The 16,259-nt window shown below is 69.9% G+C and carries 8 protein-coding genes, 1 tRNA gene, 1 other RNA gene and 1 pseudogene; 5 read left to right on the top strand and 6 right to left on the bottom strand.

Going from position 1 to position 16,259, the window contains the following annotated elements; all coding sequences use genetic code 11:
* Nucleotides 1–403: 403 nt before the first annotated feature.
* The 5 genes from ACOBQB_RS27870 to ACOBQB_RS27850 form a co-directional block, all read right to left on the bottom strand.
* On the bottom strand, nucleotides 404–712 hold the full coding sequence (locus ACOBQB_RS27870) for a hypothetical protein (protein WP_423595356.1): 309 nt from the start codon (nucleotides 710–712) through the stop codon (nucleotides 404–406).
* A gap of 4 nt (nucleotides 713–716) precedes the next feature.
* Nucleotides 717–5,204 carry a DUF6531 domain-containing protein gene (locus ACOBQB_RS27865; protein ID WP_423595354.1) on the bottom strand — a complete coding sequence of 1,496 codons (4,488 nt, stop codon included), beginning with the start codon at nucleotides 5,202–5,204 and terminating at the stop codon, nucleotides 717–719.
* An 8-nt stretch (nucleotides 5,205–5,212) separates the two neighbouring features.
* Nucleotides 5,213–5,524, bottom strand: coding sequence for a hypothetical protein (locus ACOBQB_RS27860; RefSeq protein ID WP_423595352.1), 312 nt, complete (start codon nucleotides 5,522–5,524; stop codon nucleotides 5,213–5,215).
* Nucleotides 5,525–5,588: 64 nt separating this feature from the next.
* The gene (locus ACOBQB_RS27855) at nucleotides 5,589–6,659 is read right to left on the bottom strand and encodes a hypothetical protein (RefSeq protein WP_423598801.1); all 1,071 of its coding nucleotides are present in this window, start codon (nucleotides 6,657–6,659) and stop codon (nucleotides 5,589–5,591) included.
* Entirely contained in the window at nucleotides 6,647–7,294 is a 648-nt protein-coding gene (locus tag ACOBQB_RS27850; protein ID WP_423595350.1) for a hypothetical protein, read from the bottom strand. Before ACOBQB_RS27850 ends, ACOBQB_RS27855 begins: the two co-directional genes overlap by 13 nt.
* A gap of 540 nt (nucleotides 7,295–7,834) precedes the next feature.
* Between ACOBQB_RS27850 and ACOBQB_RS27845 the strand changes: the two are divergent.
* Nucleotides 7,835–8,518 (top strand): annotated as a pseudogene (locus tag ACOBQB_RS27845) (DUF317 domain-containing protein).
* A 610-nt stretch (nucleotides 8,519–9,128) separates the two neighbouring features.
* Here ACOBQB_RS27845 and ACOBQB_RS27840 read toward each other — a convergent pair.
* Nucleotides 9,129–9,213, bottom strand: a tRNA-Ser gene (locus ACOBQB_RS27840).
* A 120-nt stretch (nucleotides 9,214–9,333) separates the two neighbouring features.
* On the opposite strand from ACOBQB_RS27840, the gene ffs reads away from it, so the two are divergent.
* From ffs to ACOBQB_RS27820, 4 genes are all read left to right on the top strand, one after another.
* Nucleotides 9,334–9,432, top strand: an RNA gene (gene ffs, locus ACOBQB_RS27835) — signal recognition particle sRNA small type.
* A 44-nt stretch (nucleotides 9,433–9,476) separates the two neighbouring features.
* On the top strand, nucleotides 9,477–11,711 hold the full coding sequence (locus ACOBQB_RS27830) for a DNA polymerase III subunit gamma and tau (RefSeq protein ID WP_423595348.1): 2,235 nt from the start codon (nucleotides 9,477–9,479) through the stop codon (nucleotides 11,709–11,711).
* Nucleotides 11,712–12,384: 673 nt separating this feature from the next.
* On the top strand, nucleotides 12,385–13,638 hold the full coding sequence (gene purD, locus ACOBQB_RS27825) for a phosphoribosylamine--glycine ligase (protein WP_423595346.1): 1,254 nt from the start codon (nucleotides 12,385–12,387) through the stop codon (nucleotides 13,636–13,638).
* Between the two features lie 380 nt (nucleotides 13,639–14,018).
* Nucleotides 14,019–16,196 (top strand): hypothetical protein, encoded by a 2,178-nt coding sequence (locus tag ACOBQB_RS27820; protein ID WP_423595344.1) that lies wholly within the window; start codon nucleotides 14,019–14,021, stop codon nucleotides 16,194–16,196.
* Nucleotides 16,197–16,259: the final 63 nt, after the last annotated feature.

Genomic DNA, 16,259 nt, shown 5'->3' with positions numbered 1-16,259 from the left:
TCCCGGACGGTGCCGGACGGGGGTGAATGAGACCGGAACTGAGACCAGGCGAGATTGGTGTTCGCGCAGCTCGCGGCAGCAGAGGTGCGTTACGCGAACAAAGTGCCGGCTGCGTCAGGGGCGGCCGCGCCAGCTCGGTCGGGCCAAGCCCACGCCGATCACCGTCGCTGCACCGGTCGTGGCCGGGCCGTCCGGCACGTAGCCGCCCAGCGTGGCTGCGACTGTGAGGATGCAGCGGGACACCTGCCGGGTCGAGGGCCAACGCCACCTGCAACCGGGACGCCTCCAGGGGCCTTGTGCGGCCTCACTTGCCGTCCCCTCTGCGAACTCGGCGGCCGTCTGCACGGGGACCGTCGCGGCGTTATCGAATTCGAGGCGGATACCGCCCGTGGACTTCTCTCGGTCACTCCTGCCAATCGAGCTGATTCACACCCTCAATGTCTCCCCGGGAGAGCTTGAGGAGGGTTTCGATGACCTTGTCCCAGGATTCGAGCGTGATGCGACGAGGAGCGACCGCGGAGTCCTCGACGTTTTCCCACCACAACGTCCGATCTGCGAAGACACTGAGACACCATTCAGACTCGTGCTGCAACGACACGTCTGTGTGTTCGTCATCAGTCGCCGTTTCCAGGCTTGCGACGATCTCTCGGATTTGCTCCTCATTGGGATCGTCAATGTCTGACCCCATGACATCGCGCATAAAATAGGACATCAATTCACCTTCTGCGTCGGTAATTTGGTGGAGCTCCATTCGGTATCGCCCATTCAGCATACCCTCCGGAGTTTCCGGGATGGAGGACGTCCCACCATGGGGATCCCGGAGTGTGCTGGTAGCGGGGCACCAAGCGGATAACTCCCTGACGGCCTCCGGCATTGGCGGCGGGCTCGTGTTGCCACGTGTGACCAAGCGGGTCCCTTCGGCCGCCCGTAGAGCTAACACGGTCCGCGATCCCGGGAGAAAACTGGTCCAGGTAGGCGCCCAGTTCAGGATTCGCCTTGATCGCATCGTCCAGCGCGGCGTTGGCACGATTGAAGTGGACGCCGCGACCCCGTCCGAAATCTGTCGGATCCAATTGCATTTCAAACAGGGATGAATATCCCTTGGGGTCTATTTGCTGCCCTGTTACGGGGCAAGTGCCAGGAGCGAGCCCCAATATGTCAGTCCAGACATTGGGGTTCGCCGGGTACGTTCGGGGATTGTCGGCGGGGGCGAGTCCGAGCGGGTCCTGGCTCAGGTATCTGGCGGTCTCCGGGTCGTAGTGCCGGAAGTAGTTGTAGTGGAGGCCGGATTCGGGGTCGTAGTACTGGCCCGGGAATCTCAGAGGCGTGTACGTGGTGCTCTGTGTAGACCATGCCGTGACGCCCCACAGCGTGCTGCGGGCGCGCCAGGCGATGTCCCCGTCCTCGCCGAGAAGTTCGGTCGGTGTGCCGGCGAGGTCGGTCACGATGGCGTAGAAGCGTGCGTCGATCTGGTCCTGAGGTGCGTCCGGGGTGACGCGGCGTTCGGTCTGCGCGATGGGGCGGGTGCCGTCGTGGTCCCACGTCACTGTGACCGCGGAGGGCAGGTCGGCGGAGCTCGTGCTCTGTTCGCACAGGGTGGTGCCGTCCCAGGCGAAGTCAGTCCGTTCTGTGACGGACTCGCCGTCGGCGGCGAGGCGCTGTTTGGCGATGCGGCGCCCGAACGGGTCGTAGAGGTAGCGCCATGTCGTCCCGTCTGGAGTTGTGACCGAGACAAGGCGGTTTTCGGTGTCCCAGTCGTAGCGCCAGGTGTCCGGCTTACGGGACAGCCGGGTCTTCTGGCGAAGCACGACGCGGCCTTGGGCGTCGTACTCGTAGCGCACAGTGCCGGCGCGCGTGACCAGGGTGCCTTGGTATGTGCGGGGGCCCGTGGCCTCTTGCTCTGGGTGAGTGGAGGGCCAGGCGGCCGCAGTCTGGTTGCCCAGCTCGTCGTAAGCGTACCGTTCGCTCCACTCTTGGGCCCGGACGGCGGTGACGCGTCCGGCGCCGTCGACGTCGAAGTGGCGTGCGCCGTTCAGCCGGTCGTCGATGCGGCGCGGGCTGCCGTCGCTGCCGTACTCGTAGGTCCGGTTCTGGACGGTCCGTCCACTTGGCGCGAGGACCGACTGGCCGGTGGGGCGGTCCAGCTCGTCGAAGCTCTGCTTCAGCGTGGCAACGCCGTCCACGTGACGGCCCCTTACGCGGCCCACAGTGTCGTAGTCGGTCGTGATCGTATGTGCGGAGCCCGTGCGCAGAACGGTGGGTCGGCCCACCCTGTCGTACGCCCACTCGCTTGTGACGCCGCTGGGTGTTGTGCGGCTCGTCCTGTGCCCGGCGAAGTTGTAGGCGTACCTGATGGTGTGACCGTTGACGGACTCGCTCCGCACGCGCCCTGCGGCATCGTGCTCCAGCTCGATGGCCACGTCGGCGTTGGCTGCCCGGGCCACGAGTCCCGTGGGGTCGTACTCGAAGGTGGTGACCGCTCCGTTGGCGTCCTTGCGAACGACTCGGCCGAGCGCGTCGTGTTCGAAGTAGGTGATCTGCCCCATGGCGTTGGTGCGGGACGTCAGGTGCCCCGCGGGACTGTAGGAGTATTCCGAGACTCGGCCGTCAAAATCCTTCTCGGACGCGAGTCGGCCCGCGGCCTCGTAGAAGTAACTCCAGGAACGATTCTGCGGGTTGGTGACACTGACCAACCGTAGGTCAGTGTCGTACGTGAACTCGTAACGGGTGCCATCGGGGTCCGTGCGGGCCGCCACGAGGTCGAAGTGGGTGTACTCGAAGCGGGTGACGCCTCCATTCGCAGTCGTGTGCGCGGTGCAGTTGCCCTCGCCGTCGTACTGCCAGAACTCCGAGGTGCCGTTCGGAGCCGTGCGGCGCACGAGCTTGCCCTCGACCGTCCACTCGAAGCGAGTGACGTTCCCCAGAGGGTCGGTGATGGCGCTCGTGCGGCCGAAGGCGTCTCGCTCGTAGTGGGTGACGGCCCCGAGCGGGTCGATCAGGTCACGAGGGAGCCCCACGCGGTCGCAGCGCAAGTGAGTGGTGTTGCCCAGTGGGTCGGTGACGGACTTCCGGTGCCCTGCCTCGTTGTACGCGAACTGCGTGGTGGCCCCGGTCGGGTCCGCCATCGCTGTGAGGTTGCCGCGGGCGTCGTACTCCTGGTGCCAGGTTGCACCGTCCGGCCCGGTCAGTGAGGTGGGCAGGCCGAGTTCGTTGTAGGCGGACCGGGTTTCGCTACCATCCGGGCGGACGACGGATGTCACCTGCCCGTGATCGTCGTACTCGTAGCGTGTGGTGTGCCCTTGGGCGTCAGTGACAGCGATGAGTCGGTGGTGGGCGTTCCACTCCTGGTGCCGCGTGTGCCCGAGCGGATCCGTCTCGCGGATGAGGCGGTGGGCCTCGTCATGCTCGTAACGGGTCGTCTGACCGCGCGCGCTGGTGACTGTCGTCGTACGGGTGGCGTCGTCGTATGTCAGGGTGCCTGCGAGGAAGCCGCCACTGCCGTCTGTGCGCACGACGCGGCCGCGGTCGTCGTAGAAGTACTGGTACGCCGATCCGTTGCGGTCGGTCCATGAGGTGATCCGGTCCGTCTCGTCGTACGTGAAGCGGGTCGGCAGACCGGAGGAGTTGATGACCTCGGTGAGGTTTCCGTCATCGCCGTAGTTGAACGACACGAGCGTCGTCCCGTGACCACCGGGGTCTTCCGGGTCAAGCAGGCGAAGGGCGGAGATCCGCGGCAGGGAAGGGTGCTGATCCAGAGCTATTCGGTATCCGCCGGAATGGACCAACCCGGTAGGGGTGCCGTCGTCGGCGTACTGAAGGGTGATGCGCTGTCCGTTGTTGTCCACGATCGCCTGCAAAGGCAGATCCACAGCCTCACCGTCATCGGTGGGCTGCGCGGTGTGAAACACGTACGCGAGGCCCGAAGCGGGGTCGCTCACCCGAAGCGCACCGTCGGTCTCCGTGTCCCAGCTCAGCGGCAAAGACTTGACCGGACCGGCATAGACGGGGCCATCGGCTTCGGCATCGAGGAGCGGGTACGTCAGCCGGGCACCGTCCGCCGTGGCGTACGTGATGCCTTCGTCGCTCGCTTGTAGGCGCTGGTCAAGGGTGGAGGCCCAGGAGGGGCCGAACCAGCCTCCCCAGCGGTAGGAGGAGAGGTGAGCACGCTCCAGGATCAAGGGGAGAGCACCGGGGAGTTGGACGTCGGTCTGCGCCAGGAACATGTCTCCGGTGGCCACGTCGATCGGGTCGACCTTGAGCTCCTTCTCCGCCGCGCGAATTCCAGCCCTGATCCGCTCAGCCTCATTAGGTTTCAATTTGAGCCTGGTGAGGTCGGATCTGACGATTCCCAACGACCGGCCCAGTTTGGCGAGTTCACTGGGCTTGAGCTTTTTCAAGCCCTTGCCGAGGGCCTTCCCCAGTATTCCGCCGCCGACTCCCAGAACCGCGCCTTCCGCCAAGAGCCCGGCTAGCTTGTCCGGATCCTTGAACGCGCCAGGGTCTTGCAGAGCGGCGTCGAAGGCGGAGAACTTCATGCCCTCACCTGCGAGTTTGCCGGCCCTGGCGATCGTCTTGATCTCCCCGAGGGCCTTCAGTGCCCGCTCCAGGCCGCGGATGGCCTCCATGACGGTGCGGATGACTCTGGCCATGCGGCTGCCGGACTTCTCGATCCGGGCAATCAGTGCCACGACCTTCGCTGCCCGCGCGCCGGCCGCGAGACTGCCGGCTATTGCGGAGAGGCCACCGGTCAGTACCGACAGGGCCAGGCCGGCGATCTCGAACTCGGCTATCTCCGCGAGGATCACGCCGATCTCGGTCAGCAGGTCGTGGGCCTCGTCGGCGAAGTCGTCCAGCGCCTTGGCACCCTTGCGCAGCGAGTCGGCCATCTCGGTGGCCTGCGTACGGGCGGTCTTGGCCCGCTTGTGCAGAGCTTTGGCGGCCTTGCCCTCCCACTCCAGGCCCGTGAGTGCCGTCTCGGCGTCGCGGGCGGCGGCATCCAGGCCCTTGGCCAGGGCTCGCCATTTTTTGGCTATCTCCCGGATGCCGTCCGGGTCGACGGCAGGGTCGGTGATGCCCAGGAACTCCAGATTGCTGGCGAGGGTGCTGCCGAAGGCGTGGTTGGCCTTGTTGATCCAGTGCAGCGGGTTGAGATCCCCGGCGTCAATTTCGAACTCGGCGTCGCCGGAGATGATGTCAAAGCCCACGGGACGGCTCAGCCCTTCTTGGCGCGGGCCGCGGCGGACAGCAGGACGTCCAGCAAGTCGAAGGCGTCGGAGACGTCATCCATGAACTTCGCCTCGGCCTCCCACTCCTTGTGCAGGTCCTTGGTGAACTTGGTGATGGTGTCCATGCCGTCCTGGATGTCGTCCTTGGCGCTCATCAGCGCGCCCAGCACACCGAAGGCGGACAGATCGTGGGAGGCGGCCTTGAAGTCGTGCAGTGGCTTGCGGGTGTGGTCCTCCGCCTTGCCCAGTGCGGAGGCCGCCTTGTGCAGTGATTCCGCGTCCTTCTTCAGGTCCGACATACGTGTCCGCCCCCGTGGTTGAGATGGTTGTGCGTGTGCTGTGGCGGCTGGCCGACAGCCGTGGTCAGCGGTTGATGGACTGGATCTCCTGCACGACGACGTCCTGTTCGGTGCCGAACACGCCATCAGGCAACCTCTGTTCCCCCTTGACCCCGGTTCCCGTCCAATGGATCTTCCAGGTGACGGTGGCCTTGAGCTGGTACGCGTCGTCGCCGGAGGCCCGCAAGTACGTCACGCCGCACGGAGGGGTGTCACCACTGTTGCCCTTGCGGTACGGCACGCCGATGCGGCCGCCCTCGATGGGGCACTGTCCGGAGGCCGGGTGCAGTTCAGCGTCTGACGTCCCCGGTTCGATCTTGAGTGCGGCGGGCTCGGCTGTGCTCGTTGCTTCGATCCCGAGCCCGGGAACGGAAGCGGTGACGGACACTGGCTTGAACCTTGCCTCCCCAAGCCACGCCCACGTCGGCAGATTCACCGTCGACTTGTTCTGCGGCTGCAAATCAACCTTCGTACCGGGAACACGAATCTCGGAGTAGGCGAGCTGCGCGAGGATTTCCGGGGTGACGGCCTGCGGGGCGTCAGCGGGAGGCGGGTCCCCCTTGTCGACCCAGAAGGGGATCTTGTCGCAGTCCTGCGCCGCGGGGTCAGCCTCTCGCCCCTCGGTCACGAAGGCACCCCACCAAGCCCCCTTGCTGGCTCTGTCCTTGTTGAAATCCTTGTCCGCGTCGCCGTCCTTGTCGACGTACTGGCCCTGTGTCTTCTTGTCCCACTCGTCGGTGGTCGATGTGCCCATCCACTGGTACCGCATGTACGCCTCAAGTGCCTTCGGGGTGTACTTGGGGGCGTAGTAGCAGGCGGGGGGAGTCCAGGTGGTGGAAGACGAGGTGACGGGGCCGGCGGAGCTGCCCTTTCCGTTCTTCGAGAAGTCGTAGACGATCCCCTTGGCCGACGCCGAGAGGGTGGGGCCGCTGGCATCGCCGGAGACGCTCGCGTCGCTTCCCACCCCGCCACCGAATGAGCCGCCTCCTCCGGGAGGCTTCTGGTCTGCGACGGCGGCAGGCGCCGCGCACAGCCAGGTCGCTCCCGCTACGACCACGATCGCGGCGGTACGGAGGAGCCGACTCACGGCTGGCAGCCCGTCGCGCCGCGAGTGGATGCCATCTTCATGAGTTCCCAGACCCCCTGCTCGTTCTTCCGGAGCTGAGCGCTGTAGGCGACGTAGCTGTCCTTCGTCACCCTCGTCCGCTTGATCTCGTCCGTCTTGACATCTTTGGTGAAGCCCTTGCTCTCATCGGCGCAGTATCCGATCGCCGCGCTGTCCTTGGACTTGACCTTCACGTTCCGGTCGAAATAGCGCACTGTCCCGGTGACGGTCCAGCCCGCGTCCTTGAACGACTTCACCCAGTCCCGGGCGGCCACAGCACCCTCGCCCTCGGTGTAGTACTCCAGGGCGGGCAGCTGAGGATCTCCAGCCACGATGGCCATGTTGAGCGCACGAATCATGTCCGCGTTGTCCCGCAGGACCGCGTCCTTGACGGGATCCCCCGCCCGTTCCGGGGTGAAGGTGAGCTTCACGTCAGAGGGCAGTTTGATCTCCGGCCGGTCGACGCCATCCGCCGACGCGGACGGTGACGCCGACTTCTCGCTGCCCGCGTCAGCGCCGGCGATCTTGTCGTTGTCCTTGTTGTCGTCCGATCCGCCGCAAGCGGTCAGCAACAGGGCGGCGGAGGCCGTGAGCGCGGCCGCCGCGCGCCGGGTCGAGCGGTGCACTGTTGTCTCCGGTGAGGTGAGGGTTAACTCGAGCGAAGCAACGCTATCCGCGACAGACTGGTGATGATGAGAGTGGGTCGGGCGTTGGCTGAGACGTACCGGGCATACCTGCTGATGGCGGCTGCTTTCGCCTACATACGGCTTCGCTGCCCGGCTGGAAACGGCCTGATCCGAACGAAACGGCCAGTTGGCTAGGGGTTAGACGGCGGCTCGGACCACCGAGCCTGGGGCTGCCTCGCGGTCTGAGGCCGACGCTACGCGGGAGAGGTGCTGTTCCGGATGAGGTGTTCTCAGGGCCGCTCAGCTCCGTGCTCTGGTCGGAGTCCGTAGCGGGGCCCGCGGTGTCCGGTGAGTGTTCCCCCCGTACGGCAGACACCAGTTCGCCGGGGGCAGAAAGGAAAGACCCCGGAAGGGGCTGGTGCGCGCCCGCAACGCATGCCAACGTACAACGCCCTGCTGGAGAACCACCCCGAACCCACGGAGGCGCCCCTGCACCCGCACCACCCCATCAAGCCCTCCTGCTCCGACACGCAGGGCCCGGTGCACTGGGTCACCCCGCGCCACCTCGCCGGTGACGTCGGCGATCTCGCCGAGCGGATGGGCGACGCCCTGACTGGCCTCGGCTGGCGCATGTGGCCGACTTCCCGCAAACCCTGCTGTACGTGAGCCCGGACGAGCTGCGCGGCGCCGGGTGGCTCCTCGCGGCCAACCCATTCGAGCTGGGCGAGCTGCCTGTCGCCTGGGAGCTCAGCGCCCGCCCTCATGCCGCCTCCGCCATGACCGAATGGAGCGCACTTCACCGCCGATGTCCTGCACGAGGCGCTCGCCGATCTCCTCTTCGCGCTGGATGCCTGTGCGGCACCCGATGTCAGCTTCGAGGGACCCGAGAGGGCCCTGACCGCGCTCCGTGACCAGGGCCGGCTCCGCGACGCGGACCGGCCCCGCACGACCGCCACCGACCCCGGCTTCTCCTGCACTGTGTCCCTGGAGCTCCTGCTGCCGCTCGTCCAGGACGCCGACCTCTGCCCTGACCTGGTGGGCTGGCAGGCATGGGCGGAGCCCGATCTCGGCGCCCCGTACCTGTGGTGCGCGAGCTTCAGCGCCAGCGTCCCCCACGACCTGGTCGCCGCGTTCGCCTCCTCGCTCGCCTCACCGGTCCCGGTGCCTCGCCGCACCCTGCCCCAGTGCACCGAGGGGCGGCTCAGCGTCGTCCACCGCAGCTGACGATCCGCACCCGCACGGAGCCGCTGTCGTGCGGCTCCGTACCAGCCTTCCCCGAATGCTCGTTCTCTGTACCCGTCAGACGAGAGAGATGGAGTTGTGCACGTACTTCCGACGTCGTGCCCGTGCCGACCGCGAGTTCCGTAAGGCCCAACAGGAGGGCTTTGCGATGCTGCAGACGCTTGCGCAGGAGCCGTCGCCGTGGGACGCCGCGCAGGCCGAGGCGCTGGGTCACTGCCATCCGTTGGGGATGTCCTTACTCGTGTCCGGGGGTGATCTCAGGGCCTAGAGCTTCTGCTGGGCACCCTATTTCGTCCCTCTGACAGTGAGGCTGCGGTCGGCCTCGTCTCTAGTCGGTTCATGGAACCGACTCGGGCTGGCGCGGCCGCCTACACGGCTGCGGAGCCTCATGTTGGTCGCTCAGAAGGATCTTGGCCTCGATGCAGTCGACGATCACGACCGTGGGCCTGATCGTTGGTAGAGAGCAGGAGCCCGTCCGTGGCAGTCCACGGCTTTCCGCGCCCTGCGCAACTGAGACCACTGAGACCCCGCAACGACGAAGGGTCCGACCGCTCAGCGGTCGGACCCTTCGTTTGCCCCTTGCGGGCGAGTGCGGAGGATACGAGATTCGAACTCGTGAGGGGTTGCCCCCAACACGCTTTCCAAGCGTGCGCCCTAGGCCACTAGGCGAATCCTCCGCCGCAAACAATACAAGACGTTGGGCAGTGCTCGCGAACACGGTCCCGGCGGCTGCTTCCCGAGGCCGGGAGGGTGCCTCCCGGCGTCGCTTCCGGCCCCCGGGATCCGCTAGGGTGGGGCTCAGCCCCTCACGTGGCGCTATCTGACTGAACTCCCCCAGGGCCGGAAGGCAGCAAGGGTAGGTCGGCTCTGGCGGGTGCGTGGGGGGCGCTTTGCGTTGGGGCGGTCCGGGTTGTCAGTGGTCGCCTATAACCTCGTATGCGTGTCGTCTCTCGCGTTGTACCGCCGTTATCGCCCGGAGTCGTTCGCCGAGGTCATCGGGCAGGAGCATGTGACCGACCCGCTGCAGCAGGCGCTGCGGAACAACCGGGTCAACCACGCGTATCTGTTCAGTGGCCCGCGCGGCTGCGGCAAGACGACGAGCGCGCGCATCCTGGCCCGCTGTCTCAACTGTGAGCAAGGTCCCACTCCCACGCCCTGCGGCGTGTGCCAGTCCTGCCGCGACCTGGCGAGGAACGGCCCGGGCTCGATCGACGTCATCGAGATCGACGCCGCGTCGCACGGCGGCGTGGACGACGCCCGTGACCTGCGCGAGAAGGCCTTCTTCGGCCCCGCGTCGAGCCGGTACAAGATCTACATCATCGATGAGGCCCACATGGTCACCTCGGCGGGGTTCAACGCCCTGCTGAAGGTGGTCGAGGAGCCCCCGGAGCACCTCAAGTTCATCTTCGCGACGACCGAGCCCGAGAAGGTCATCGGCACGATCCGCTCGCGTACGCACCACTATCCGTTCCGGCTCGTGCCCCCCGGCACCCTCCGGGACTACCTCGCCGAGGTCTGCGGGCGCGAGGAGATGGCCGTCGAGGAAGGTGTGCTGCCGCTCGTCGTGCGGGCCGGTGCCGGTTCCGTGCGTGACTCGATGTCCGTCATGGACCAGCTGCTCGCCAGCGCGGGCGAGGCAGGTGTGACGTACGCCATGGCGACGTCCCTCCTCGGATACACGGACGGTTCGCTGCTCGACTCCGTGGTCGAGGCCTTCGCCTCCGGGGACGGCGCCGCGGCCTTCGAGATCGTGGACCGCGTCATCGAGGGCGGCAACGACCCGCGGCGCTTCGTCGCCGACCTCCTGGAGCGGCTGCGGGACCTGGTGATCCTCGCCGCCGTGCCGGACGCCGCCGAGAAGGGGCTCATCGACGCTCCCACCGACGTCGTGGAGCGCATGCAGGCACAGGCCGGCGTCTTCGGAGGCGCCGAGCTGAGCCGCGCCGCCGACATCGTCAACGAAGGCCTGACGGAGATGCGCGGCGCCACCTCGCCGCGGCTCCAGCTGGAGCTGATCTGCGCCCGCGTCCTGCTCCCGGCGGCGTACGACGACGAGCGCTCCGTCATGGCCCGCCTCGACCGCCTGGAGCGCGGGGGGAACTTCGTGGCGGGCGGCCAGGGCCCCGGCCCCGCCATGGCGTACGTACCGAGTGCCGAGGCGCACGCGGGCATGCCGCAGCCGCCCGCGGCCATGCCCGGCGGTCCTGGTCCGGTGCCGCAAGCACCGTCGGTTCCTCCGGGAGGCGGTCCCGCCGCCGCGCGTGCCGCTGTACGAGGACAAGGGGCACCCCAGGGAGCACCCGCCCCGGAAGCATCCGCACCGCCCGCCCCGGCGGCCCAGGCCGCGCCCGCCGCACCCCCCGCGGCCCCGCCTTCGGCTCCCGCCGCCCCTGCGAGCGAGCGGCGTCCGGGCGGCTGGCCGACGGCTTCGGCACCGGGCAGCGGCCCAGCGGCCCCTGCTCCTGCTATGCCCGCTCCGGAGTCCGCGTCCCGACCGGGGGGTTGGCCCACCACGGTGCCTACGGGCAGCGGAGCCCCGGCTTCCGCGCCGCAGGCGCCCGCCCCGGCTGCTCCTCAGGCCCCCGCGCCGATGGCCCCCCAGGCGGCGGCTCCCGCGGGCGGCCCGGACCCGCGCAGCCTGTGGCCGAACATCCTTGAGGCGGTGAAGAACCGCCGCCGCTTCACCTGGATCCTGCTCAGCCAGAACGCCCAGGTGGCGGGCTTCGACGGCACGACGCTCCAGATTGGCTTCGTCAACGCCGGGGCGCGGGACAACTTCGCCAGCAGCGGCAGCGAGGACGTACTGCGGCAGGCGCTGTCCGAGCAGTTCGGCGTGCAGTGGAAGGTCGAAGCGATCGTCGACCCGTCGGGCGGCTCCGCGCCCCCGCCGGCCGCGGGCAACTTCGGCGGCGGTGCCCCCGCCGCCCCCCGCCCGGCGGCCCCGCAGTACCAGCCCGCCCCGCCCCCGGCAGCCCCGGCTCCGCAGGCTCCGCCCCCCTCGGCACCGGAGCCGACCCCGCCGCCCCGCCCCGCCCCCGCTCCGGAACACGTCTCCCCCGAGGACGACACCCCCCAGGACGACGACCCGGACCTGGTCGAATCCGCCCTCTCGGGCCACGACCTGATCGTCCGCGAGCTGGGCGCGACGGTGGTCGACGAATACCCGAACGAGTAACCGAACGAACAACGCGGCCTGCCGGTTCGGCCGGGCCGAGTCGGGTCAGCGGGTCCAGCCGGGCCGCACGGGGCAGTCGGGGCAGTCGGGCCAGCGGGTCCACCTGGTTCAGCCCGGCCAGCTGGATCAGGGGGCCGTCGGATCAACCGGGCCAAGTCGGGCCAGCCGGATCAGCGGGGCCAGTCAGGCCGAGCCGGCCAGCTGGTTCAGCGCGGCCTGCCGGTTCGGCCGGGCCGAGTCGGGCCAGCGGGTTCAGCCGGGCCACACGGGCCGCACGGGGCAGTCGGGCCAGCGGGTCCACCTGGTTCAGCCCGGCCAGCTGGATTAGCCGGGCTGAGTCGGGCCGAGTCAGCCAGCTGGTTCAGTGCGGCCAGCCGGGCCAGCCGGGCCAGCCGGGCCAGCCGGGCCAGCCGGGCCCGACTGGCCGAGCCGACCAGCTGGTTCAGCGCGTCCAGCCGGATCAGCCGGATCAGCCGGGCTGAGCCAGCCAGTTGGATCAGCCGGGCCAGTCAGATCAGGCGGCCTGGTCGGGCCGAGCCAGGTCGACCGGTGGCGAGTGGCCCCTGCGCCACGCAGCAGACCCCCGGGAACTGGATGAACGTACAAGTGGCGCAGGGGCCTGGCTCGGCAGCCCGTACAAAGGCAGGGGCGGCCGCGGGCTAGGCTGAACACCGTGAAGGTCCTCGTCATCGGCAGTGGTGCCCGCGAACACGCCCTGTGCCGCTCTCTGTCCCTCGACCCCGACGTCTCCGAGCTGCACTGCGCCCCCGGCAACGCCGGGACCGCGGAAGTGGCCGAGACCCACCAGGTCGACGCCCTCGACGGCGCCGCCGTGGCCGCGCTGGCGACCGAGCTCGGAGCCGGGCTGGTCGTCGTGGGCCCGGAGGCCCCGCTGGTCGCCGGCGTCGCCGACGCCGTGCGCGCCGTCGGCATTCCCTGCTTCGGCCCCTCCAAGGAAGCCGCCCAACTGGAAGGCTCCAAGGCGTTCGCCAAGGACGTGATGGCGGGCGCGAGCGTGCCGACCGCCCGGTCCTACGTCTGCACCGACGCCGAGGAGGTCGACAAGGCCCTCGACGCCTTCGGGGCGCCGTACGTCGTCAAGGACGACGGGCTCGCCGCCGGCAAGGGCGTCGTCGTCACCGACGACATCGAGGCGGCCCGCGCGCATGCCCTGGCATGCGAGCGCGTGGTCATCGAGGAGTTCCTCGACGGCCCGGAGGTCTCCCTCTTCGCGGTCACCGACGGCGAGACCGTCGTGCCGCTCCAGCCCGCCCAGGACTTCAAGCGGGCACTGGACGGCGACGAGGGGCCGAACACCGGAGGCATGGGCGCGTACTCGCCCCTCCCGTGGGCCGACCCCGCCCTGGTCGACGACGTCATGCGGAGCGTGCTCCAGCCGACCGTCGACGAGCTGCGCCGCCGCGGCACCCCCTTCGCCGGGCTGCTCTACGCGGGCCTGGCGATCACCAGCCGGGGCGTACGCGTGATCGAGTTCAACGCCCGCTTCGGCGACCCCGAGACCCAGGTGGTCCTCGCCCGCCTCAAGACCCCGCTGGCCGGGCTCCTGATGGCCGCGGCGACCGGCAATCTGGCCGACCTGCCCCCGCTGCGCTGGAGCGACGACGCCGCGGTGACCGTGGTCGTCGCCTCGCACAACTACCCCGGCACGCCTCGCACGGGCGACCCCATCGAGGGCCTCGACGCGGTGGCGGCACAGGATGCGCCCCACGCGTACGTCCTGCACGCCGGGACCCGGCGCGACGGCGACGCCGTCTTCAGCGCGGGCGGCCGGGTGCTGTCCGTGACGGCGACCGGCGACGGCCTCACGCAGGCCCGCGAACGCGCGTACGCCGCGCTGTCCCGCATCCGCCTCGACGGCGCGCAGCACCGTACGGACATCGCGGCGAAGGCGGCCGCGGAGGCGTAAAGCCCGGCGAGCGTCCCGCCGGTCTTCCGCCGCCTTCCGTCGACCTTCCGTCGACCTTTCGCCACCTTCCGTCGACCTTTCGCCGACGTTCCGCCGGCTTCAGGCCCCGGATCCGCACTGGATCCGGGGCCTTTTCGGCAGCCACCTTTAGCCAAAGCCATTCCATCGAGTGACCGCTGACCCATCCGGCTGACGACGACCGGTACCCCAACTAGGGTGCGGCGCAAGCGTTCCAGGTGCCCAGAGCCAAACAGACCACCGGCATTGCGATGTCAGTGGCGGGTGCCACAGTGGGGGAGTGAGCAAGACCAACGCCATTCATGTGTGCCGTCGGCCCAGGCCGACGGCCGAGCAGTAGGCAGCAGGGGGTGCCATCGGTCGTGTCAGGTACGGGTGTGGAGGTCGGCGCGCAGGCCGCGCGCTCCCGGGCCCTCGCCGTGCTGCGTCTGCGCAGCCGGGCGCTGGCCGTGGCCCTGTTGCCCGCGGCCGCCGCCGTCGTGCTGCTCGCGGGCGGCGCCACGGGCCATATCGGCGGCGGGAGTTGGGACGTCGTGCGCTGGGTGGTGACGGTGCTCGCCCTGCTCGTGCTGCTCGCCGCGGTGGGCGTCGCGCTGGTCGTCGCCCGGGCCAGACCCGCGTTGAGCCCCACGGTCCCGATCGCCGAGGAGTCCGCCCCCGACCTGTACCGCCTGGTCCGTGACCTCGCCGACCGGCTGGACGTGCCCGCGCCCTCGGCGATAGCGCTCACCCCCGACTGCGACAGCTGGCTGGAGGACCGCACCCATCCGGCGCACGGCCCGCCCGCGCGGGACCGGGGCGCCTCCCCGGGGAGCGGCGAGGCCTCCGGCGGTGCGGACGATGTCCGTGCTCCTGAGCGCCGGCCCTCCGCGGCCCCCGTGCTCGTGATCGGCTCGCCGTTCCTGTGGTGGATGCGGGTCGGTGAGCTGCGCGCGGTGCTGGCTCCGGTCGTGGCGGGCACGGGGCCCTCCGCGCACCCCGACATAGCCGCCGCCAGGCGCTTCGTGCGCGGGCTCGACGCGGCGGTCGCGGTCTCCGCGGCCCCCGGGCGCGGTCCGTTGACCCGGACGGTGCTCGCCGGTGTCGGCTGGGTGGCACGGCTGCTCCTGCGCAACTGCCGGGTGCATGCCGCCGAGATGGAGCGGGGGGTCGCCGCGGCGGCCGCCGAGCGCGCCCAGACCGTGGACTACGGCGTGCGGATCGTCGCCCAGGAGCAGGTCGGCCTCGCCTACGCCGGCTGGGACCGGCTGCTCACCCGGGTCGCGCTGCCCGCCTGGCGGATGGGCCGCTGGCCCTCCCGGCTGGACGCGGGCGTGGTCTCCGCGCTCACCGAGTTGTCCCGCAGGGACCGCCTGGCGGAGGGCTTCGCTTCCCGGCTGGGCGAGCGTCCCGCGTGTGACCTGCTGGAGGAGCCGGGTTCGGTGGACGAGGCGGCGTCGCTGCTCGCCGCCCGCCTCTTCCACGGCGGTCCCGCGGAGACGGGCCCGGACTGGGCGCCGGTGGCCTGGCAGGAGTATCCGGACGAGGTCGTGGACCGCAAGTGGCGCATGGACGCCGCCCGCCTGCACCGCGTCCTGGACTCCCTGGGCGTCGGCCACCGCGCGGACCCGACGGCCCCCGACCCCGAGGGACCGACGCTCGCCCGCATCATGGACCACCTGACCACCGCAGGAGCGCACGGCGCTCACGGCGCTCACGGCGCTCACGAGGCGCACGAGGCGCACGAGGCGGGCGGGGACGTTGCGGCGCCTGATGCCCGTGAGGCCGGCCTGGGCGCGATTCTCGGCGTGGATTCCGCTGCCGACAGCGGCCTCGACGCCACCGCGCCTCATGATGTTCCCGAGGGCCACGGCGGCCCCGAGGGCCACGGCGGCCCCGAGGGCCACGGCGGCCCCGAGGGTCACAGCGGCTCTGACGGCCCCGACCGCCCTGGCGGCGCTTTCACCCCCGTAACCGCTCCCGCCAGCGCCCCCACCGCTGACCCCGACGATTCCGGTGACCCCGACGATTCCGGTGACCCCGACGACTCCGCTGACCCCGACGATTCCGGTGACCCCGACGACTCCGCTGACCCCGACGACTCCGCCGACCCCGACGACTCCGCTGACCCCAACGACTCCGCCGACCCCGACCCCCGCGACGAAGGTCCCAGCGGCGTCCTCGCCGCCGGGCTCAGCGCCGAGCTGGCCCGCGAGGAAGCCGCCGCACCGCCGCGCCCGGCCCCCGCGGGGCAGGGCCCCGACGAGGCGCTCTGGGACGACGGCGCGCTGCCCCTCTTTCCGCTCCAACCGCCCCGCACGGGCCGCGAGCTGCTGGCCGACCATGTCACGGCGATGGTCTGCTGCGCGGCGGTGGACACCGCGGGTGCCGCCCCCGGCCTCGACTGGCTCGACGGCCCCGCCCTGCTGGTCGACGGGGAGCGCGCGGCGGACCTCGCGCCCCGCGTCCTGCGCCTCGTCGAGCACGGCGACCCCTCCCCTCTGCGGGAGTGGCTCGCGCGGCTCGGCGTCCGCCAGGAGAAACCGGTCCGCCTCGTCTGACCCTGCCGCCACACCCGTCCCGCACTCGAATCCGGAAGCTTCTCTTCCGTTTCCGTCCGTTCC

This window comes from Streptomyces sp. G5(2025) (assembly GCF_049542075.1).
Lineage (GTDB): Bacteria > Actinomycetota > Actinomycetes > Streptomycetales > Streptomycetaceae > Streptomyces.
This window is presented reverse-complemented; position numbering and strand designations above follow the sequence as displayed.

Coding starts and splice junctions, on each gene's coding strand:
- ACOBQB_RS27870 (WP_423595356.1), bottom strand. CDS start 712: ATGTCCTATTTTATGCGCGATGTCATGGGGTCAGACATTGACGATCCC.
- ACOBQB_RS27860 (WP_423595352.1), bottom strand. CDS start 5,524: ATGTCGGACCTGAAGAAGGACGCGGAATCACTGCACAAGGCGGCCTCC.